Genomic DNA, 21916 nt, shown 5'->3' on the forward strand with positions numbered 1-21916 from the left:
CCGCGTCCCGACAGGAAGAGTCTCTCTGTGACGAGCAAGCACCACCATGGCGACCGGGACGAGCAGGAGGCCGGCATCCGCGTCCCGTTGACCTCCGCGCAACGAGGCATCTGGTACGCCCAGCAGCTGGACCCGTCGAACGCGACGTACCAGATCGGGCAGTACCTCGACCTCCGGGGCGCGCTCGACCAGCGGCTCGTCCGGATCGCGCTGAACACGGTGGTCGCCGACCTCGACGCGCTGTCCATGCGCGTCCGGTCGGACGCGGACGGTCCCTACGGGGTCATCGTCCGTCCGCGTCCGACCGACGACGTCGTGCAGGTCGTCGATCTGCGTCACCTCGATCCGGAGGCGGCGCTCTCCGAGGCGATGGCGTCCATGGACCGGGCGATGGAGACCCCGCGCGATCTGCAGGGTGACGACCTGTTCGGCGCGGTCCTGTTCCAGATCACGGACACCCGGTCGCTGCTCTTCCAACGGGTGCACCACCTGCTGCTCGACGGCTACTCGGCGGTCATCGCGCTGCGGTACATGGCCGAGGTGTACACGCGTCTTTCTCAGCCCGCACCGTCGAGCCGGGGCCTCGACGTCGCTGCCGAGCCCCGCGCACACCTCGCCGCCCGGCAGCCGTCGGTGCTTCCCGGGTTGGACGACCTCCACCGTGACATCGCCGAGTACGAAGCATCCGCGCAGCGTGACGCCGACGAGGCCTACTGGCGCAGCGCACTGGACGACGACGCAACGGTCGCCGGCCTCGAGGGCACCGCGAGGTCGGCAGCGAGCTCCATCGTGCGGGTCGCCGTGCCCCTCGACGACGCGCGTGCTGCACGCCTCACGGCACTCGGCCGGGACCTCCCCAAGACCGTCGTCGCCATCGTCGCCCTGTACATGGCGAAGATCACGGGGGAGGAGCGTGTCGCGCTCGGCCTCCCGGTCACCGCCCGACGGGGAAGAGTGGCGAAGAGCACCCCGTCCATGCTCTCGAACATCCTGCCGCTGCGGATCGACGTCCCCGCGAACGCCGAGATCTCGGACGTCATCGCCCATGCTGGCGACGTCGTCCGGAGCGCGGTCGGACACCAGCGTTTCCGCGTCGAGTCCCTCGCCGGGGCACCTCGGCATGCTGGGCCTTCGGTGAACCTGTTGCCCGTCATCGACGAGATCCGCTTCGGCGACGCCGTCGGCGCGGTGAACATCCTCTCGACGGGTCCGGTCCACGACCTCTCCATCGTCCTGTCGGGGCTGTCGAGCGACGCTGCCACCGCAACCCTGCAGCTCGAAGGCGACGCCGAGCTCCACACGACGGCGAGTCTCGCCGAGCACGCGGACCGGTTTCTCGCGTTCGTCGACCGTGTGGTCGGCTGCCCCGAGGGTCTCACCGTCACGGGCGCGACGATCCTCGACGAGGACGAGGTCCCGCTCCTCCTCGGCCAAGGCGCCGGGGAGACCGTCACCCTCGACCCGGAACCGGTCATGGAGGCGTTCGCCGACGTCGCCCGTCGACGCCCGGACGACCTCGCCGTCGTCGCCGAGGACGGTACGACGACGTTCGCGGCGCTCGACGCCGACGCGACACGACTCGCGCACCACCTGATCCGCGAAGGCGTGGTTCCCGGGAGCCGGGTGGCCGTCCGCATCGAGCGCAGTGCTCTCCTGCCGATGCTCGTCCTCGCCGTGCTGCGCGCCGGCGCGGTCTACGTCCCGCTCGACCCGGAGTACCCGACCGACCGGGTCGCCGGGATGATCGAGGACGCGAGTCCGACGCTGGTCCTCACGAGCAGCGCGCAGCTCGTCCGTGACCGGGCCGCCGGCGCCTCCTGGCAGGTTCCCTCGCTCCCTGTCGACGCCGACACCACGGTGTGGCGACGCCGGACGGACGACCCGAGTGCTCTGCCAGCGATCGCCCCGGACGCGCTCGCCTACATCGTCTTCACCTCCGGGAGCACCGGGCGCCCGAAGGGCGTCGGCGTGAACCGGGCCGCCCTGCGGAACCTGTTCCAGCACCACCGGGCCGAGATGTTCGACCCGGCCGAAGCGCGGCTCGGCCGGCCGCTCCGCGTCGCGCACACCGCTGGCCTGTCGTTCGACGCGGCGTGGGATCCGCTGCTCTGGCTCTTCGCCGGACATGAGCTGCACGTCGTCGCCGACGACGTGCGTCGTGACCCCGAGCGACTCGTCGAGTACTTCGTCCGCCACCGGATCGACGCCATCGAGACCACCCCGTCCTTCGCGGAGGCACTGCTCGCCGCGGGCATGCTCGACGCCGATGTCCACCCCACGGAGATCGCCGTCGGCGGCGAAGCGGTCGGCCCGGCCCTGTGGGACGCACTGGCCCACCGCGACGACGTGCACGCCATCAACCTCTACGGCCCCACCGAGGCCACGGTGGACAGTCTCACCGCAGTGCTGGAACCGGGACGCCCGCCGCACATCGGCTCGTCAGTGCGGAACACGCGGCACTACATCCTCGACGCTGCCCTCACACCGGTACCCGACCGCGCCGTCGGCGAGCTCTACCTCGCCGGGGCGAACGTGGCAGAGGGCTACGTGGGACAGCCCGGGCTCAGCGCCGAGCGGTTCGTGGCTGATCCGTTCTCCGCCGACGGTTCCCGCATGTACCGCACGGGAGACGTGGTCCGTCGTCGCCGTGACGGGTCCCTGCGGTTCGTGGGACGCATCGACGACCAGGTCAAGATCCGTGGCTACCGCGTGGAGCTCGCCGAGGTCGAGGCCGCGATGATCCGCCACCCCGGGGTGGACCTCGCAGCGGCCGTCGTGCTGGGCGAGGGTCCTGCCAGTCGCATCGTCGGCTACGTCACCTCCGACGGCGACCTCGGGAACCTTCCGGCGGCGGTCCGGGAGGGCATGCGCTCCGACGTCCCCGACTACATGGTCCCCTCGGTCGTCGTCGCCCTCCGCGAGATGCCCGTGACGCCGAACGGCAAGCTCGATCGTCGCGCGCTGCCAGCGCCCGAGCTGTCGGGTTCCGGCACGGTGCTGCCGCCACGGAACGACGACGAGCGCGTCGCCGCTGCGGTGTTCGCCGAGGTCCTCGGGGTCTCCGCGGTCGGGATCGACGACGACTTCTTCGCAGCGGGCGGCCACTCCCTGCTGGCAACCCGGCTCGCCGCGCGTCTGTCGGAACAGTTCGACCGGACGATCACCGTGCGGGACGTGTTCGAACGGCCGACCGTGGCTGCTCTCGTCGGAGCACTCGACACGGGCACGCCGACCGATCGCGCAGCCCGCCTGGCACGGAGGACGCGCCCGGACACGATGCCGTTGTCGCTCACGCAGCGGCGACTGTGGTTCCTGAACCGCCTCGAACCGGACTCCGCCGCCTACAACATCCCCGTCGTGCTCCGCCTCGACGGTCCCTTGTCCGCCGAGGCCCTGCGCGCAGCGTTCGTGGACGTCGCGATGCGGCACGAGCCGCTCCGGACGATCGTCCCGTTCGTGGGCGACGGGCCGGTGCAGCAGGTCCTCGAGGGTGCTGCCGCCGAACCGCCGTTCCTGACGGTCACGGTCCCCGAGCACCGCATCGACGACGTCGTCCGCGCCGAGGCGACGCGTGGGTTCGACGTCACGAGCGAGACGCCACTCCGCGCGGTGCTGCTCCGCATCGACGACGACCACCACGTGCTCGTCGCGACGATGCACCACATCGCGTCGGACGGGTGGTCGCTCGCACCCTTCGCCCGCGACCTCGGGACCGCGTACGCGGCCCGTGTCGCCGGGACCGAACCAGCGTGGCTGCCGCTGCCGGTCGACTACGCCGACTTCACACTGTGGCAGCGGGAACAGCTCGGCGACGCCGAGGACCCCTCGAGCGAACTCGCCCAGCAGCTGGCGTTCTGGCGGATGGCACTCGCGGGCGCGCCGGACGAGATCACCCTGCCCCGGAACCGCGCACGTTCCGTCGACGACGGAACCGTTCGACAGACCGTCGGTGCGGTGGAGCTGACCCTCGACCCCGCGCGGCACGCCGAGCTCCGCCGCTTCGCCGGGGACCACCGCACCAGTCTGTTCATCGTGCTGCACGCAGCCGTCGCCGCCGTGCTCCAGCAGCACGGCGCGGGTGAGGACGTCGTCATCGGGACCCCGGTCGCCGGACGGACGGACGCGCAGCTCGACGACCTGGTCGGCTTCTTCGTCAACACCGTCGCGCTCCGCACCTCGCTCGACGGTGATCCGAGCGTCGAGGACCTGCTCGAACGGATCCGATCGGGCAACTCCGCGGCGTACGCCCACCAGGACGTCCCGTTCGATGCTGTCGTCGACGCCGTCCGGCCACCCCGGTCGGTCGGTCGTCACCCGGTGTTCCAGGTGATGCTGACACTGCAGAACACCCGGCCGGCGGCCCTCGATCTCGGCGACGTCGCGGTGACGGTTCCCGCCCAGTCCACCAGTGCCGGGGTGAAGACGGACCTGCTCCTCGACGTGACGACCCCCGGTGGTGACGACGGTGGACTCGTCGTCACGTTCGGGTACGACGCGACACTGTTCGACGAGACGACCGTCACGCGGCTCCGCGACGCGCTCGACCGCGTGCTCACCGCCTTCGTCGAGGGTCCGCACCGTCGCCTGTCCGACATCCCGAACGTGGACGCTGAGACCGCCCTCGAACTCGACCACCAGTCGCGTGGCCGGACGTTCGTCGTGACGGGGACCGTGCTCGACCGCCTCGACACCACGGTTGCGAGCTCGCCCGACGCAGACGCACTCGTCGACACCGCCGGGACGGTGTCCTTCGCCGACCTGGCAGCACAGACGACCGCGGTCGCGACCAATCTGGCGCGCCTCGGCGTGCGTCGGGGTGACCGCGTCGCCGTCGCGCTCCGGCGCAGTTCCGACGCGATCGCGGTGGTGCTCGGCGTCCTCCGGGCCGGTGCGGTGGCGGTGCCGATCGACGTCGCCTACCCGGACGCGCGCATCGGTCAGATCCTCGCCGGGGCGGAACCGACCGTCGTGGTCGCCCACGACGCGGAGGGCACCTGGTCGGTCGCCGACGAGGCAGGGGTGCCCGTGCAGGTCGTCGCGCCCTCGGCGCTCAACCGTGACGTCGGCGACGCCGCAGCTCCGGTCGCCCCTGCACCGGAGGACGTCGCCTACCTGGTCTACACGTCGGGGACCACCGGGACGCCGAAGGGCGTGCAGGTGTCCCACGCGGCACTCGCCAACGTGCTCGCGCAGCACGAGGACGCGATGATCCGTCCGGTCCGCGACCGCGTCGGTGGTCGAGCCCCGCGGATGCTGCACCTGTCCGGGCTCGGCTTCGACGCGGCGTGGGACCCGATCGTCTGGCTCGTCGCCGGCACGACGCTCGAGGTGGCCGACGACGCCACCCGGACGAACGCGGAGACGGTCGTTCGAGACGTGGTCGAGCACGGCATCGACGTGATCGAGACCACGCCGTCGTACGCCCGTCAGCTGGCCGCGGTCGGACTCTTCGACGCCGTCGCGGAGCACGACGGTCACCTGACCGTCGCGGTGGGCGGAGAAGCCGTCCCCGCGGACTTCTGGAACGAGGTCGCCGCAGCCGACCACATCGACGGTTGGAACCTCTACGGACCGAGCGAGAGCACGGTCGACGCCGTCGTCGCGCGGATCGAGCCCGGCGCCGTCACCATCGGACGGCCGATCGCGAACGTGACGGCCCGCGTCCTGGACGACTTCCTGCAGCCGGTGCCGCCCGGAGTCGAGGGAGAGCTCTACCTGTCGGGCAGCTCCCTCGCGCACGGCTACCGCGGACGGTCCGCCGAGACCGCCAGCCGCTTCGTCGCCGACCCCCAGGGAGACGGCACCCGTATGTACCGCACCGGCGACGTCGTGCGTCGCCGCGTCACCGGGGAACTCGACTTCCTCCGCCGTGACGACGACCAGGTCAAGCTCCGCGGGTACCGGATCGAGCTGGCCGACGTCACCCAGGCCCTCGAACGGATCGACGGCGTCGAGGCTGCCGTTGCTCGTGTCGTCGTGCCCGGCGGACCGGACACCGCACGGCTCGTCGCGTGGGTCGTCGGGACCGTCGACGAACAGGGTGTCCGCCGATCCGTCGCCGCCGATCTCCCCGACTACATGGTCCCCTCGGCCATCGCCGTCGTCGACGCGATCCCGCTGACCCCCAACGGCAAGGTGGACACCGCCGCGCTGCCCGAACCGACCTCGACCGGCGGCGACGGCCAGCCCGTGAGCGACGACGAGCGGACGATGTCGCGGGTGTTCGGCGAAGTGCTCGGTGTGCGCGACGTCGGCATGCACGACGACTTCTTCGCGCTCGGTGGACACTCGCTGCTCGCGGTCGGGCTGATCGGGCGCGTCCGGGACGAACTCGGTGCCACGCTGCCCCTCCGCAGCATCTTCGACGCCCCCACCCCGGCAGGTCTCCTCGCCGCGGTCGGATCCGCGGGAGCCGCCACCCAGCAGGGCGACCGGCAGACCGACCCGGCGCTCCGCGCGTGGGCCGCGCAGCACCCGCGACGGGAAGGCGAGCAGCTGCCGCTGTCGCCGAACCAGGCGCGGCTGTGGTTCCTCAACCGGCTCGACCCCACCTCCACCGACTACTCCGTGCTGTTGCAGGCGACGTTCCGCGGCGATCTCGACACGGACGCGTTCGCCGACGCCGTCGACGACGTGGTCGTCCGGCACGAGATCCTCCGGACGACGTACCCGGAAGTCGACGGTCAGCCGGTCCAGCGCATCCACGACGTGGTGCCGGGCATCGTCACCAGCGCCGCGGTCGACACCTCAGCGGGCTTCGATCTCACGGTGGACCTGCCTGTCCGGGCCGGGCTCGTGGCGACGGGAGACCAGCAGTGGCGTCTCGACCTGTTGATCCACCACATCGCCACGGACGGGGCCTCGCTCGGCCCGCTGGCGCGCGACATCGCCACCGCGTACGCCGCGCGGACCGGGAGCACGGCGCGTGCGCAGCGTCCGCTCGAGGTGCAGTACGCCGACTTCGCGCGGATGCAGCGCGCCCTCCTGGAATCCGACGGTGGACGGCACGACGCGTCGTTGTCGGCGTGGGTCGAGCAGCTCGCCGGCATCCCGGACGAGCTCGCCCTGCCTGCTGACGGACGTCGGCCGGAGTCGGCGACCCGAGCTGCCCGGCAACTGCGTTTCACACTGCCCGAGGACGTCGTCTCCGCGGTGCACGCCGCTGCCGGACAGGCGCAGGCCAGCAGCTTCCACGCGTGGCTCGCCGGGCTCGCCGGCTACCTGCACCGCATCGGTGCCGGTGACGACGTGGTGATCGGATCACCGTCCGCCGGGCGGTCCGACCCGGACACCGCTGACCTCGTGGGCTTCTTCGTGAACACGTTGCCGCTGCGCATCGGGATGACCGACGCACCGGACCTGGTCGCGACCATCGAACGGGCCCGAGCCGCAACACTCCACGCCATCGAGCACGAGTCGGTGCCGTTCGAGCGCATCGTCGAGGCGATGGCCCCCGAACGTCGACTCGGACGACACCCGCTCTTCCAGACCATGCTCTCGGTGGAGGAGGACAGCGGGGTCTCGATCTCGCTGCCCGGCGTGACGACCGACCGACTCGAGCCCGACAGCACCGGAGCAGCCAAGGTCGACCTGTCGTTCGTCCTGCGCCCGCGTTCCTCGGGAGAGGTCGACGGCGTCCTGGAGTACGACGCGTCGATGTTCAGCGATCGCGCGGCGCGAGGGTTCGTCGAACGGTGGACGGCGTTCCTGGCAGCAGCGGCCACCGCCCCCCGGCGGCCGCTCCTCGACGTCCCCGTGCAGGCCGGCACCGGGCGCCTCGATGCCTGGCCGGCCGCGACCGACCACCGGCAGCAGTCGATCCTCGAGGCGTTCGCCGACTCCGTCGCCGCCCGCCCGACCGCACCCGCCGTCGTGGCCGGAGGCGTCTCGCTCACCACGGCGGAACTCGACGCTCGCGTCGACGGGATCGCGGCCCGGATGATCGCCGCCGGGCTCCGACGCGGCGACGTCGTCGCGCTGCCCCTGGGCCGTGGCGTCGACACCGTCGCCGCGCTCCTCGCGGCGTGGCGCGCCGGCGCGGTCGCCGCTCCGATCGACGTCGAGCTGCCCCGCGACCGGATCGCCACGATGCTGCGGAGCGCCGACGTGCGTCTGGTGCTGCACCACGGCGTCGGCGGCGGGACGACGGACACCACACCTGCGGACGTGGCGACCCTCGCAGCGTCCGACGCGGGCGTGCCGTCGGACCGGCTGCTCCGGATCGACGACGATGCGGCATCGGGGCCCGCCGTGCCGGCGCGCGTCGAGCCGCCGCGGCTCGACGACCCCGCCTACCTGGTGTTCACGTCCGGTACGACGGGCGAGCCGAAGGCCGTGCAGGTGCCGCACCGCGCGCTGGCCGCGCTGTTGTCGAGCCACCGTGCGACGCTGCTGCCCGACCCCGAGGAACGACGCGTCCGCGTCGCGCACACCACCGGCGTCGGGTTCGACGCGGCGATGGACCCCGTGGTCTGGCTCGCGGCAGGCCACGAGGTGCACGTCGTCGACGACTCCACCCGGCGCGACCCCCAGGCCCTCGTCGCGCTCCTCGCCGAGCGTCGGATCAGCGCGTGGGAGACCACGCCGAGCTACGTCACCGCCCTCGCCGGCCAGACGGAGCTCGAAGCGCTGTTCGATGACCGCGACGAGGCCGACCCGTTCGTGCTCCTGCTCGGTGGCGAACCGCTCGACGCAGGTCTCTGGTCGTGGCTGCGCGACCGGCCGGCCGTCGCAGCGTGGAACCTGTACGGTCCGACCGAGGTCGGCGTCGACTCCATGGTGGCGAGGGTGGCCGACAGCCCCGCCCCGGTACTCGGCGCGACGACGGTCGACACCGTCGGGTACGTCCTCGACTCCCGCCTGCGCCCGACCCCGGTCGGCAGCGTCGGTGAGCTGTGGCTGGCGGGCGAGCAGCTGGCGCACGGCTACCGCGGCCGGCCCGGCTCGAGCGCCGAGCGGTTCGTGGCCGACCCCTTCGCCTCGGACGGATCGCGGATGTACCGGACCGGTGACCTCGTCGTCCGACGAGACGCCGACGGGGACGAGCGTCCCGGCGTCGTCTCCCTGGGCCGCAGTGACGGGCAGGTGAAGATCCGTGGACACCGTGTCGAACCCGGCGAGGTCGAGGCGGTCCTGCGCGGTGCCGGCGGCGTCACGCACGCCGTGGTCCGTCCGGTCGACACCGCACGCGGCACGGAACTCGGCGCCTGGGTCGTGACGGACGGAGTCGCCTCCGATGCGTTCCTCACCGCACTGTCCGACCGTCTCCGCTCCCGTGTACCCGACTACATGGTGCCCGCCGGGATCGCGGCGATCGACGCCGTCCCACTGACGCCGAACGGGAAGGTCGACGTGCGGGCACTCCCCGAGCTCCGGATCGGTGGCGGTGCAGGGGCGGCTCCGAGCGGACCCGCGGAACTCGCGATCGCCGCGGCGTTCGCCGCGACACTCGGTGTCGACGGCGTCCGCGCCGACGATTCCTTCTTCGCGCTGGGCGGTCACTCGTTCGTCGCGCAGCCGACGATCCAGGCGGTCAACGAAGCCCTCGACGCGGACCTGCCCGTGCAGGCGCTCTTCCAAGCGCCGACCGTGGCCGGACTCGCCGCCTTGGTCGAGTCCGGCGGTGCGGACGTGGCGGAGTCGCTCCGGACGATCCTGCCCCTCCGGCCCACCGGGCAGGGTGCCCCCGTGTTCGCGGTGCACCCTGCGAGCGGCGTCGCGTGGAAGTTCTCCACGTTCGTCGCTCGTCTGGCCACGACCCGACCGATCCTCGGCGTCCAGATGCCCGGGATCGCGCCGGACCGTCCGGAACCCGCGACGGCCGGATCGTTGGACGAGCTGCTCACCGAGTACGTCACCGCCATCCGCGGCGAGCAACCCCACGGCCCCTACCTGCTCACCGGGTACTCGTTCGGCGGCCGGCTTGCGCACCACATCGCGGCGCGGCTGCAGGCCGAGGGCGAAGAGGTGGCGCTCCTCGCGGTGCTCGACGCGTACCCGACGGAAGCATCAGCGTTCGACGGTGTGGCCGACACCGATGACATGTGGCGCGGTTTCCTCGACGCGAACGGTGTGACGCCTCCTGCTGGCCACCTCGACGGCGAACGGGTGCTCTCCCTCCTCGCTGAGGCTGGCAACCCGCTGGCCGACGTTCCGGGGCACGTCGTCGACCGCATGGTGCGGCGGTTCCGCCGGCTCGGGGAGCTCCTCGACGACGCTCCGGTCCCCGTCGTCCACGGTGATCTCCACGTGTTCGCCGCGACCGAGGACGTCCCCGCGAACCGTCCGGCGCCCGCGGTGTGGGAGCAGTTCGTCACCGGGACGGTGACGTCGAGTTCCGTGGGAGCCCGTCACCAGGACATGCTCACCGACCGGGCACTCGACGACGTCGCACCGGTGCTCGACCACCTCCTCGAGAACGTCCGACACACCGACGCACGCAGAGCGAACCGACTCGGCGCCGGCTCCGAAGACCCAGGTAGGAACACCCCTGCAGCTGACCCAGAGGAGCATCGACCGTGACGAACCCGTTCGACGATCAGGACGGCACCTTCCGGGTGCTCGTGAACGAAGCCGGACAGCACTCGCTCTGGCCCGAGTTCGCCGACGTTCCCCGAGGGTGGGTCGCCGTGTTCGGTCCCGCCGTCAAGACGGCGTGCACCGACTACGTGTCGGAGCACTGGCACGACATCACACCGTCCTTCGAGAGCACCCGCGTCGCGTCGTGATCTCCGTACGAGGGATCACGAAGCGGTTCGGGACCCACCAGGCGCTCGACGGCGTCGAACTCGAGGTGCCCGAGGGCACGGTGCAAGGGCTCCTCGGGCCCAACGGCGCCGGCAAGACGACGACCGTGCGCGTCCTCACGACGCTGCTGCAGCCCGACTCCGGCGACGCCTTCGTCGCCGGACGATCGGTGTTGACCGAAGGCCACGCCGTGCGACAACGTCTCGGCGTGTCCGGCCAGTACGCAGCGGTCGACGAGAAGCTCACCGGTTTCGAGAACCTGACGATGGTCGGCGAGCTGTACGGCATGCGTCGGAAGGACGCGAAGGCTCGAGCACGTGAGCTCCTCCGGGAGTTCCGCCTCGACGACGTCCCCGACGACAAACGTGCGGGCACGTACTCGGGGGGGATGCGCCGCCGGCTCGACCTGGCCGGGGCGATCGTCGCCCGGCCCCCGGTCGTCATCCTCGACGAACCGACCACCGGGCTGGACCCCCGCGGTCGTCGCGACACCTGGGACGCGATCGAGTCGCTGGCATCAGGTGGGACCACCGTGCTCCTCACCACCCAGTACCTCGAGGAAGCCGACCAGCTCGCTGACTCCATCGCGGTGATCGACGGAGGACGCATCATCGCAGAGGGCACGGCCGCGCAACTCAAGGCCCAGACCGGCGGAGCACGGCTCGACATCGTGCTCGCCCCCGGCAGCGACGTCGACCTTGCCGTGGACGCTGTCCGTCGGGTGGGTCACGAACCCGCCGTCGACAGGCGAGTGGGTCGCCTCACCGTCGGTGCCGGCGGAGGCAGCAGTGATCTCCTCGACGTCGTCGGCGCACTCCGAGCCGTCGGGCTCGAGACGTCCGAAGCGGCACTCCGGCAGCCGACGCTCGACGAGGTCTTCCTGCAGCTGACCGGGACGCCAGCTGATCCGGACGCGCCCGTCGCAGCGGTGGGGGCGAGGTCCTCCGAGCCCGACCCGGTGATCGCCGGGGGACCGACGGAGGCGAGCCGATGAGCATCGGGAGCGTCCTCCGCGACGGCCGGGTCATCGCCCGACGGAACATGCTCGGCGTCCGCCGAACGCCCGGGGCGCTGGTGACCGGTGTCGCGCAGCCCATCATCTTCGTGCTCATCCTCGGGTTCGTGTTCGCCGACGCACTCGGCGGAGACGACTACCGCGAGTTCCTCATCGGCGGTGTCCTCGCGCAGACGCTGACCTTCAACTCGTCCTTCACCGCCGTGTACCTGGCGAAGGACCTGCAGACGGGCCTCATCGACCGGTTCCGGGCCCTGCCGATGTCGCGGGTCGGGGTCATCCTCGGGCGCACGACCTCGGACCTCATGACGAACGCCATCTCGATCGTCGTCGTGATCGCGTGCGGCCTGGTGATCGGCTGGCGTGTGCACTCCGACATCGGGTCCGTGGTGCTGACGTTCGGGCTGCTGCTGCTCTTCGCGTTCGCGACGTCCTGGATCGGGGCGTTCATCGCGCTGACCGCTCGCAGCGTCGAGGTCGCACAGTCCCTCGGCCTGCTCTGGCTGTTCCCCGTGTGCTTCGTCTCCGGAGCGTTCGTGTCCGCCGACATGCTCCCCGGTCCGCTCCGGGTGGTCGCCGAGTGGAACCCCGTCACCGCCGTCGCCACCGCGGTGCGGCGGGGCTTCGGGAACGAACCGCCGTCCGGGTTCGCCGTCGGGCACGGATGGCCGGCCGACAACGCGCTGCTCTACGCGTCCTTGTGCTGCGTCGCCATCATCGCTGTCTTCGCACCCATCGCCGTCGTGCAGTACCGACGCATCAGCAAGCGGTGATCCATCTCCTGCTGACCACCGTCGACGACGTCCTCGCCACCGGGGATCGCCTGCTCGGATCGACGGGCGGCGCGGGTGCTGCCTCGCTCGTCAGCGCAGCCGATCGTGCCGCTGCCGACAGCAGGCGAGCAGACCTGGATCGACGGCGGACCCTCGCCGGGCGACTCGCGCTCCGGTTCCTGGCCTGCGCCGTGCAGGGCCGTTCGTGGTCCGACGCCGCGTCCGTCCCGGTGGACCGGACCTGCGAGCACTGCAGCGCCCCGCACGGTCGCCCTCGTCTCGCGGGGTCCTCCGCGTCCACCTCGACCTCTGGACGACTGGTGCTCGTCGCTGTCGGCGATGACGCGGCTCGGCTCGGGGTCGACGTCGAGGAGTACCCCGAGACCCTGTGGGACGGGTTCGACGACTACGCGCTGCACCCGTCAGAGCGGGCGGCGATGCCGACCGGACGCGATGGCCTCGTCCACCGGGTCCAGGTGTGGACCGACAAGGAGGCACTCCTCAAGTCAGTCGGTGTCGGCTTGCGCGGCGAACCGTCAGGGCTCCGCGTCGCCGCGGCATCGGCCGGCGTCACGACGGCAGCTCCCCTCCTCGGATGGCGCCCCGTGGCGCAGTCAGCCGACCCGCGGCTCGCGACGGCGTGGACCGTCACCATCAACGCCGGTCGCCGGGCGGCTGCCTCGATCGCGGCGGCGCACCCGACCCCGATCCGCCCCTGGAGGATGGACCGACAGGGGGCCGAACCGGTGCAGCCGGACGTCCGCCGCGACACGGCAGCCAGCGTCCCTGCAGCGACAGCGTGAGCAGCCGGGCCTGGAGGGACGGTGCAAGCTGGCACCGGTCCTCCCGTCCGCCTCCTGGCGCACTCCACGACGGCAGCCCGCGCGCTCGTCACGTCGAGAGCACGGAATGCAGTTGCGGCTCGACCGCTGCGGCGAGGGCGGCGTGGCCGTGGTCGTTCGGGTGCACGCCATCGGAGCAGAGCAGCGCGGGGCTGCGGTTGATCGCCGTGGCGAGCCCGGGAACGAGCGAGAGACCCACTCGTCGGGTCTCCTCGTCCAGGATCCTCCTGACCGCCCGCCACCCCGGCGGGTAGTCCGTCCCGTACGGCGAGTACAGGTCCAGAACCGCGAGCCGACCGCTGGGGAATCGCCCGTGGAGAGCTTCCAGGTCCCGGGCGATCGCCGCGCGCACGTCGTCCTCCCGACCGAGAACGATCACCGAGTCGTTCACGCCGAGCGCGACGACACACGCGTCCGCGCCGGAGGCCAGGACATCGGAGAGCAGCCCGAGCGTCGCTCCGTCGTCCGATCGGTCGATCCCGCGACGTCGCACGAAGCCGACACCGTCGATCGCGAAGTGCAGCGCACCCCACCCGAGACGCTTCGCGACGATCGTCGACCACCGGTTCTCCGTCCTGCTGATCCCGCGCCACCCCGTGACGATGGAGTCTCCGTAGAACGCGACTGTCGGCACGACTGCAGCGTAGAGCGCAGCGTCGACGCCACGCGGAAACGTGACACCGATGCAGGCCCGGACGTCCACCGAGGGTCGTGCGTGCCCTGCGCGAATAGCCCCCTGGTCGTCCTCTCATGGCGCGGGGCGTCGTACCGACCTACCGTCTACTTGTCAGACGATCGTCTGTCGAATAGGCCCTCTGGAAGGAACCTGCTCCATGCGTCACGCTCCTCGCCTCCGCCGGACCAACGCGCTGCTGATCACCAGCGGTGTCCTCACGGCGGCAGCGCTCGCTGTCGGGGCAGCCGGGCCCGTCTCCGCGGCCAACGCCGACGGCACGGCGCCCACCCAGTCCGTGGCCGCCGCCAGCGGTGGGAACTACGTGGCCCTCGGCGACTCGTACGCGGGCGGCTTCGGCGTCGCCCCCTACAGCTCGGGTCCGGCGGCCGGCTGCTTCCAGTCCACCACCGACTACCCGCACCAGGTCGCAGCATCGCTGGGACTCCAGCTCGACGACCGCGCCTGCGCCGGTGCCACCACCGGCAACATCTCCCGGGTCGCGCAGAAGACCGGAGCCGGAAGCGCCACTGCGCCCGTCCAGGCCGATGCGCTGTCCAAGAACACGGACGTCGTCACGGTGTCGATCGGCGGGAACGACCTGGGGTTCGCCGGAGTCATCGCGAACTGCGTCGCGCTGGACAAGGCTGGCCCGGTGTTCGCGGAGATCCACGGGAAGACCTACAACCACTGCAAGGACTACTACGCACCGGTCGTGCACGGGGTCGAGCGGGACCGTCTCGCAGCGCGCGTCCGCACCGTCGTGGCACCTCGGCTCGCGCAGACGTTCCGCGTGATCGCGCAGCGCGCGCCGCAGGCGAAGGTGTTCGTCGTCGGCTACCCGATGCTCGCGCCCGGCACGGCGCAGGCCCCGAAGGGATGCTTCTCGAGCCTCCTCGGTGACTCCGGACTCGAGCCGCCGTTCCCGCAGAACGCGTTCCCCTTCACCCCGACCGACACCGCTTACTTCCACCGCACCCAGAACGCGCTCGACGGAGCGGTCAAGGCTGCGGCGAAGGCTCGTGGGTTCACCTACGTCTCGACGCTCCAGGGCTCTGCTGCGCACACCCCCTGCGCTGCGTCGGGCTCGGCATGGATGTCGGGACTCACCCTGACCGATCGCGGTACCGCTGCGGACAGCACCCCGCTGGCCGGGACGAAGTACTCCATCCTGTTCGGCGCACTCCACCCGAACGCTGCCGGCATCGCGTACCTGCGTGACCAGACCAAGGCCGCGATCGTCGGATCGCGCTGACACTCCGACGGCGGATCTGGTCGCGTCGCTGACGCGACCACGAGACGGACGGGAGGAACGGTGCCAGCTGGCACCGGGCCTCCCGTCCGTCTGCTGGATGCAGCTTCCGTGCCCTCCTGACCGTCAGCACGGGTGGCGGTCGGTCTTCAGGCCGCCCGCGTGGCAGCGATCAGTCGGTGCGCTCGAAGAGCGCTCAGGCCGTCGCGGACACGGGTCTTGGCCGTCCCGACGGTGATGCCGAGCTGACTGGCGACTTCTGCGGTGCTCCGTTCGCCGAAGTACCGCAACACCACAGCGTCCCGCTGTTTGTCCGAGAGGTCAGCCAGAGCGATGCGCAGGGTGGGGCGGAGGAACAACGCGTCGCGCTGGTCGTCGTCGCGGTCGACGCTGTGGTGGTCACGAGTGCCGATGCGGAGCTCGCGTTTCCGCAGGGCTTCGAGACTGCGGATCCGGTCGATCGCCCGACGATGCGCCACGGTGCGCAACCACGACTGCAGATCGGCTCGGTCCGGATCGTACCGATCCGGGTGCTGCCAGAACTCGAGGAACGCTTCGTGCACGACGTCCTCCGCGAGGTGTCGGTCGACGATGACCGTCCCCACGAACCGTCGCAGTCCCGGAGCGTGCTGCTGGTACGCAGCGATGAAGGCGGCGGGTTCGGACTGATCGGCACTGTGTGTTCGACACATGTTGCCCCCTTGCGTTGCTTCAACGTAGATCGTTCTGGACGGATCCGTCTCCCCCCTTTCGGGGCGTGCGAGCAGGCGACGAAGCGCCGTGGGTGATCTGATCGTGGGGCGCGGGGGCGCGGGGGCGCGGGGGCGCGGGGGCGCGGGGGTGACGGCCGAGACGGGAGGCACGGTGCCAGCTGGCACCGTGCCTCCCGTCAGGTTCCGTGTGGACTTCCGGGCCTCGGACTGCCCGCGCTCAGGCGGACTGGCCGAGGAGGCCTCCGGTGAACTCGCGCAGGGCCCGGGTCGCACGCTGCGACAGGGTTGCCTCCGGCATCATGCTGGTCGACCCGTGGAACGCTCCCGGCCACACGTGCAGTTCCGCCTGGACACCAGCGGCCCAGAGCGCGCTGGCGTAGGCGACGGTCTCGTCGCGGAACACCTCGGTGCTGCCGCAGTCGACGTACGCGGGCGGGAGCCCGGCGAGGTCCCTCGCGCGGCCGGGGGCGGCGTAGATCGACACGTCCTCGCCACCCCGCCGGTCACCGAGGTAGGCGTCCCAGCCGAACCGTGTCATCTCCCGGTCGGCGACCCCGACACCGTCGAACTGCCGAGCCGACAGGGTCGCGTCGCGGTCGTCGAGCATGGGACTCACGAGCACCTGGCCGATCACGGTCGGCCCCTGTCGGTCGCGGGCGAGGAGGGCCGTGCCTGCGGTGAGACCGGCACCGGCGCTCTGCCCGACGAGGACGATGCGCTCCGGGTCGATGCCGAGTTCGTCGGCGTGCTCGGCAGCCCAGACGAGTCCGGCGTAGCAGTCCTCGACCGGGTAGGGGTCCGGGTGCTCCGGAGCCAGGCGGTAGTCGGGGCTGACCAGGACGACGTCGTGCACGAGCAGCCACTCGTCGTAGGAGTCGAGGTTGCCGAGGTGGTGGCCGAACATCATGCCGCCGCCGTGGATCGCGTAGGCCAGGGCGGCCGTGCCGGTGCGGCCGGTGCGCTGGATCACGGCGAGGTCGATCGGGTCGCCGCGGTGCCCCGGGACCGTGACGCTGCGGCGCTCGAGGCCGCGAGCACGCAGTCCTTCGTCGAGCTGCGCCTCGGTCATGTCCAGCTGTCGCATCTGCGGCAGCATCTGGGTCGTCAGGTGGAAGCGGCCGCGCGCGTCCATGGTGGTGAGGAAGGGGACGAACTCAGGATCGAACGGCGGGCGGGGGAGGGGGATGGTGTCAGACACGGGAGGGCTCCTCGGTGATGGTGGTCTGGTCGGTGTGTGCGGGGGTGGGGCCGGCAGGGTCGGCGCGGATCGTGCCTTCCCGGACGTCGCTCGTCCGGGCTCGGAGCATGCCGGCCACGACGAGCAGGGCTGCGATCACGGCGAGGCCGAGACCGGCGATGGTGAGAGCGTCCTGGAACCCCTCGAGCCGGGCGGCGGTCCAGGTGGTCGTGGTGATGCTCCCGGCGACGAAGGCTGCGACGATCGTCCCCGCCGTGGCGACCGCAACACCGCTCGCGAGCTCGCTCGAGGTGTCGACGAGCGCGGCCCCGACCGAGGTGCGGTCCGCGGGGAGACCGGTGAGGACGGAGGCGCCGGCGACGACGCCCACCACGCGCATGCCAGCAGCGACGAGCACGAGCGCGACGAGCACCCACGGGTACCCGTACCGGCTCAGGGTGCCGAAGACCACGAGCCCTGCGACGACCGAGACGGCGCTCGTCCAGGCGGCGCGGCCCAGGCCGACCCGCTGCACGAACGGTCCGACGAAGCGGCCTCCGACGAGCAGCACGACCACCTGCGGCAGCGTTCCGAGCGCGGCCAGGGCCGGCGGCCAGCCCCAGGCGAACTGCAGCTGCAGGGTCACGAGGTACGACAGCCCCGCGACGGCGAGACCCGACGCGGCCTTGAACGCCAGTCCGCTCGAGACCAGTGGACGAGCGAGCAGGTGCAGGTCGATCAGCGGGTGCCGGGCGGTCCGCTCCCGGACGACGAACCCCACCGCGCAGGCGACGGTCAGGGCGAGGGCGGCCCACCCCGACCAGTCCGCTGTTCCGGACTCGACCAGGATCGTCGGTGTCACGAGCGCCCCTGCGGTCGTCGCGGTGCCGAGCAGTGCCCCGATCACGTCGACCGGGTCGCGGCGGAGTCCTGCAGCCTCGTCGCGGACGACACCGGACCGGATGCCGACGAGCGCGAGGACCGCGATCGGCACGTCGGCCAGCAGCAGCACCTGCCACGGTGCGACGGCGAGCACGAACCCGCCGACGGTCGGCCCGATGGCAAGTCCCACGAGCCCGGCCGTCGAGATGACGGTGAGCGCCCGGACCCGGAGCCCTTCGTCGTCGAAGAGCCGGAACGCCAGCGCCATCGACCCGGGTGTCGTCATCGCCGCAGCGATGCCCATCGCGACCCGCACGGCGATCAGTTGCTCGGTCGACGTGACCACCGCCGTGGCGAGGCTCGCCAGGGCCAGCAGGACGAGCCCGGCGAGCATGACCCGGCGGCGACCGATGCGGTCGGCGACGGCGCCGAACAGGAGCATCAGCCCGCCGAAGGCGACCGAGTAGGCACCCGAGACCCACTGCAGGCCCGTCGTCGACGAGCCCAGGTCGCGACCGATCGTGGGCAGGGCGACGTTGAGCACGGAGTTGTCGAGCATCTCGAACAGGAACACCGCCGACAGTCCGGCGAGGGCGATCCATGCGTCGCGCAGACGAGGAGACCGGCCACCGGCGGGCACGTGCCCGGGGCTGCGAGGGGAACTGGGGGACACGATGGCGCACTCCTTCGAGGGAAGAAGTGGCGACTCGTTCGATGCCGCGTGCTGGTGCGTCGCAGATCGCGGCGCCTTTTACCTCAGTGATCCAGACCATACACGGACCGACCGGTCGACGGAAGTCCGCGCGCGGGAGCGGTCGCCGCAGGACCTACCCTGGACGGATGCTCTCCCGCCGCGAAGCCGCCGTCCGGCTCGACATCCCCCTCGAGATGGCGACCCGCCACGGCATCCCGTCGCGCCTGAGCGAAGCGGAGCTCGACGCGATCGAGCAGGACCCGCCCGCCTGGCTCGTGCAGTCCCGCGCCAACCGCACCGGCACCAAGAAGGTCTGGGCCCGTCTGGAGTGCGTGGTCTGCGGCTTCGACGAAGAGGCACGTCCGAAGAAGTGGTGGCCCGAGTGGGACTACCTGATGTGCGACTACCACGCCCCGTACCAGGCACCCGAGCCCACCGCCGGGCTGACGCGGCGCGAGGTCGAGGGCATCGGCAGCCGCTTCATCGCCCTCGTCGACGAGAAGCCCTAGCCCACAGGCCCCGCCGGGCGCGCTGCGGCAAGCAGACGCGACCACGCAGACGGACGGGAGGCCCGGTGCCAGCTGGCACCGGGCCTCCCGTCCGTCGTGGTGCGGCCTGCGGACGCTACTCGGTCGTCGAGACCCAGTCGATGAGCAGGTTGCCCTGCTCGCCCCAGTTGCCGACCTGGAACATGAAGCGGTGCGGGGTGGTCGGCACGTCGTCCGTGACGGTGTCGAGGACCGTGCCGTCGACGCTGTAGGTCACGGATTCACCGGGCACCCAGTCGACCTTGTACGTGTGCCACTCGCGCCACGAGACACCGGTGCCGACCTGGACCCGGTCGGACTCCTTGCCCGGGGTCATCGAGTGGTGGAACGCCGAGGGGCTGTCCTCGAAGTTGCCCTCGGGGAAGTCGATCTCGCCGTCGGACCACACGTTCGACGTCGGCCACAGCATGAAGGCCGCGCCGTTGCCGTCGCCGCCGGTCGCCTTCGCGCGCACCGAGAACGAGCCGCCGACGTGGTCCCAGGCGCCGTCGGAGGAACCGAAGGTGCCGGCCGCTCCGGCACCGGTGCCGAGGGCGACGTCCATCACGCCGTCGTGGACCGAGACGGTCTTGCTCGGCGCGTAGATGCCCGAGGTGCCGTCGGGGTACGGGTGCCACGACTGCGGGTAGAGCGACTGGACCAGGCCGGTGACGGCGTTCGTGGTGAAGTCCTCGACGAACGGGGCGTCGGGCGCGAGTGCGGACAGATCTGCGGGGGAGGCATCGGCGTCCGGGGCAGCGTCCACTCCGGGTTCCGCATCGGGCGCGGGCGCGGGCGCGGGTTCGGGTTCGACGACGGGCGCGGTGTCCTCGACCGGCGCGGAGTCCTGCGTGGGCTCCGCCTCCGGGGTCCACTCGTCGGTGGGGGCCGTGGGCTCCGTCTCGTCCGGGACCGGTGTCGGGGTGGGGTCCACCGGGGCGTGGTGCCGGTGGCGCTCCCCGTCCCAGCCCCACCAGGTGCGGGCGGAAGCGGCGGTCGGGACGCCGAGGACCAGGGCGCCGGCGGTCGCGGCCGCCAGGATCGCGCGGTGGCGGATCATCGGGTGCGCCCGTCGGTGGGCGCAGAGGCGGTCGTGGACCTGGGAGTGGACGGGTGTCGTGGGGTCGTGCCGCGCGGCGGCGTGCACGTGCTTCGGGTCGAGATGTCGGGCTCCTCGTGGATGCTCGGGCGCAGGATGCGGGGAGGGACGGACGCAGCAGCCGGCCGGGTGCCGAGGGTTTCGTTGACGCGTCCACGCACATCTTGCATCATCTGTGACCCGTTCGGGGGGTGTCACGGAAATCGACCGACGAACATCCGGTGGCCGCAGTCGAACGCGCGATCAGGCCCGGGGGATCGGCTGCAGGCGCTGCAGCTGCGTCACGTGTCCCGGCTCGAGCTCGTCGAGCGAGGCCACCCCGAGCAGCCGCATGGTCCGCTCGATCTGCTCGGACAGGATCTGGATCATCCGGTCCACCCCGGCCTCGCCGCCGGCCATCAGCCCGTACAGGTAGGCACGGCCGACCATCGTGAACGTCGCGCCGAGGGCCACGGCGGCGACGATGTCGGCGCCGGACATGATGCCCGTGTCGAGGTGCACCTCGGTGTCGTTGCCGACCTCCTTGACCACGGAGGGCAGCAGGTGGAACGGCACCGGTGCCCGGTCGAGCTGCCGACCGCCGTGGTTCGACAGCGTGATCCCGTCGACCCCCAGGTCGGCGAGGCGCTTCGCGTCCGCCAGGGACTGCACGCCCTTGACGACGACCTTGCCCTGCCACTGGTCGCGGATCCAGGCGAGGTCCTCGTAGGTGACCGTCGGGTCGAACATGTGGTCGAGCAGCTCCCCGACGGTGCCGGACCAGCGGTCGAGCGACGCGAACGCCAGCGGCTCGGTGGTCAGGAAGTCGAACCACCACCACGGCCGCGGGATGGCGTTCACCACGGTCCGAGCGCTCAACTGCGGCGGGATCGAGAACCCGTTCCGCTTGTCCCGCAGCCGCGCACCCGCGACGGGGACGTCCACGGTGACCAGGAGCGTGTCGAACCCGGCCTGCTGGGCGCGGGAGACCAGCGCCATCGACTTCTCGCGGTCCTTCCACATGTACAGCTGGAACCAGTTGCGGCCGTGCGGGTTGGCGTCGCGGACGTCCTCGATCGCGGTGGTGCCCATCGTGGACAGCGAGAACGGGATGCCCGCTCGCCCGGCCGCCCGGGCTCCGGCCCGCTCGCCCTCGGTCTGCATCATCCGCGTGAAGCCCGTCGGCGCGATGCCGAACGGGTACGACACCGGCGCCCCGAGCACCTGACGCGAGGTGTCCACCTTCGACACGTCCCGCAGGATCGCCGGGGTGAACTCGATGTCCTCGAACGCCTGCCGCGCACGGGCGAGCGAGATCTCCGCCTCGGCCGCGCCCTCGGTGTAGTCGAACGCGGCCTTCGGGGTACGGCGGGCGGCGATGTCCCGCAGGTCCCAGATCGTCAAGGCCTGTTCGAGGCGCTGACGCCGACCCGGCAGCGACGGCTTCTTGAACTGCATGAGCGGCGCGAGGTCCCGCACCGTCGGCAGCTGCCGCTTGACCCGCGTGCGAGCGGTGGACGCGGAGCCGGTCGCGGGGTCGATCC

At 71.6% G+C, this 21916-nt stretch carries 13 protein-coding genes; 7 read left to right on the forward strand and 6 right to left on the reverse strand.

Features of this window, described 5'->3' with window-relative positions:
- Positions 1 to 27: 27 nt before the first annotated feature.
- From QRN30_RS09470 to QRN30_RS09490, 5 genes are read left to right on the forward strand one after another with little or no spacing between them, the layout of a single operon-like run.
- A complete protein-coding gene (locus tag QRN30_RS09470) occupies positions 28 to 10521 on the forward strand; it encodes a non-ribosomal peptide synthetase (RefSeq protein WP_284760970.1) in 10494 nt (3497 codons plus the stop codon).
- Entirely contained in the window at positions 10518 to 10727 is a 210-nt protein-coding gene (locus QRN30_RS09475) for an MbtH family protein (RefSeq protein ID WP_017888435.1), read from the forward strand. Before QRN30_RS09470 ends, QRN30_RS09475 begins: the two co-directional genes overlap by 4 nt.
- Positions 10724 to 11740: an ATP-binding cassette domain-containing protein gene (locus tag QRN30_RS09480; protein WP_071251982.1), complete on the forward strand. Its 1017-nt coding sequence runs from the start codon at positions 10724 to 10726 to the stop codon at positions 11738 to 11740. Before QRN30_RS09475 ends, QRN30_RS09480 begins: the two co-directional genes overlap by 4 nt.
- Positions 11737 to 12534, forward strand: coding sequence for an ABC transporter permease (locus QRN30_RS09485; RefSeq protein WP_071251983.1), 798 nt, complete (start codon positions 11737 to 11739; stop codon positions 12532 to 12534). The genes QRN30_RS09480 and QRN30_RS09485 overlap by 4 nt, the downstream gene beginning before the upstream one ends.
- Complete coding sequence (locus QRN30_RS09490; protein ID WP_214532247.1) at positions 12531 to 13337, forward strand: 4'-phosphopantetheinyl transferase family protein; 807 nt, start codon at positions 12531 to 12533, stop codon at positions 13335 to 13337. The genes QRN30_RS09485 and QRN30_RS09490 overlap by 4 nt, the downstream gene beginning before the upstream one ends.
- Positions 13338 to 13425: 88 nt before the next feature.
- Here the strand turns inward: QRN30_RS09490 and QRN30_RS09495 are convergent, their stop codons facing one another.
- A complete protein-coding gene (locus QRN30_RS09495) occupies positions 13426 to 14010 on the reverse strand; it encodes an SGNH/GDSL hydrolase family protein (protein WP_162243012.1) in 585 nt (194 codons plus the stop codon).
- 199 nt (positions 14011 to 14209) lie between these two features.
- Here QRN30_RS09495 and QRN30_RS09500 point away from each other — a divergent pair, with 199 nt between their 5' ends.
- Positions 14210 to 15304 (forward strand): SGNH/GDSL hydrolase family protein, encoded by a 1095-nt coding sequence (locus tag QRN30_RS09500; RefSeq protein ID WP_017888439.1) that lies wholly within the window; start codon positions 14210 to 14212, stop codon positions 15302 to 15304.
- Between the two features lie 146 nt (positions 15305 to 15450).
- Here QRN30_RS09500 and QRN30_RS17640 read toward each other — a convergent pair whose 3' ends face one another.
- The 3 genes from QRN30_RS17640 to QRN30_RS09515 all read right to left on the reverse strand — a co-directional run bounded on the left by QRN30_RS17640 (position 15451) and on the right by QRN30_RS09515 (position 18746).
- Positions 15451 to 15993 (reverse strand): sigma-70 family RNA polymerase sigma factor, encoded by a 543-nt coding sequence (locus QRN30_RS17640; RefSeq protein ID WP_052481708.1) that lies wholly within the window; start codon positions 15991 to 15993, stop codon positions 15451 to 15453.
- Between the two features lie 238 nt (positions 15994 to 16231).
- The gene (locus QRN30_RS09510; protein ID WP_284760972.1) at positions 16232 to 17212 is read right to left on the reverse strand and encodes an alpha/beta hydrolase; all 981 of its coding nucleotides are present in this window, start codon (positions 17210 to 17212) and stop codon (positions 16232 to 16234) included.
- Positions 17205 to 18746, reverse strand: coding sequence for an MFS transporter (locus QRN30_RS09515; RefSeq protein WP_350225050.1), 1542 nt, complete (start codon positions 18744 to 18746; stop codon positions 17205 to 17207). The genes QRN30_RS09510 and QRN30_RS09515 overlap by 8 nt, the downstream gene beginning before the upstream one ends.
- A 167-nt stretch (positions 18747 to 18913) precedes the next feature.
- Here QRN30_RS09515 and QRN30_RS09520 point away from each other — a divergent pair, with 167 nt between their 5' ends.
- Complete coding sequence (locus QRN30_RS09520) at positions 18914 to 19276, forward strand: hypothetical protein (RefSeq protein ID WP_071251986.1); 363 nt, start codon at positions 18914 to 18916, stop codon at positions 19274 to 19276.
- A 115-nt stretch (positions 19277 to 19391) separates the two neighbouring features.
- On the opposite strand, the gene QRN30_RS09525 is transcribed toward QRN30_RS09520, so the two are convergent.
- Complete coding sequence (locus QRN30_RS09525; protein ID WP_228499926.1) at positions 19392 to 20354, reverse strand: glycoside hydrolase family 16 protein; 963 nt, start codon at positions 20352 to 20354, stop codon at positions 19392 to 19394.
- A gap of 282 nt (positions 20355 to 20636) precedes the next feature.
- Positions 20637 to 21830 (reverse strand): alpha-hydroxy acid oxidase, encoded by a 1194-nt coding sequence (locus tag QRN30_RS09530; RefSeq protein WP_042538277.1) that lies wholly within the window; start codon positions 21828 to 21830, stop codon positions 20637 to 20639.
- Positions 21831 to 21916 lie beyond the last annotated feature (86 nt).

This window comes from Curtobacterium sp. MEB011, assembly GCF_030209655.1.
Taxonomy (GTDB): domain Bacteria; phylum Actinomycetota; class Actinomycetes; order Actinomycetales; family Microbacteriaceae; genus Curtobacterium; species Curtobacterium poinsettiae.

Bases quoted from the DNA above. Each gene is read 5' to 3' on its own strand.
- QRN30_RS09530 (WP_042538277.1), bottom strand. From the start codon at position 21,830: ATGCAGTTCAAGAAGCCGTCGCTGCCGGGTCGGCGTCAGCGCCTCGAA.
- QRN30_RS09500 (WP_017888439.1), top strand. From the start codon at position 14,210: ATGCGTCACGCTCCTCGCCTCCGCCGGACCAACGCGCTGCTGATCACC.
- QRN30_RS17640 (WP_052481708.1), bottom strand. From the start codon at position 15,993: ATGTGTCGAACACACAGTGCCGATCAGTCCGAACCCGCCGCCTTCATC.
- QRN30_RS09520 (WP_071251986.1), top strand. From the start codon at position 18,914: ATGCTCTCCCGCCGCGAAGCCGCCGTCCGGCTCGACATCCCCCTCGAG.
- QRN30_RS09485 (WP_071251983.1), top strand. From the start codon at position 11,737: ATGAGCATCGGGAGCGTCCTCCGCGACGGCCGGGTCATCGCCCGACGG.
- QRN30_RS09525 (WP_228499926.1), bottom strand. From the start codon at position 20,354: ATGATCCGCCACCGCGCGATCCTGGCGGCCGCGACCGCCGGCGCCCTG.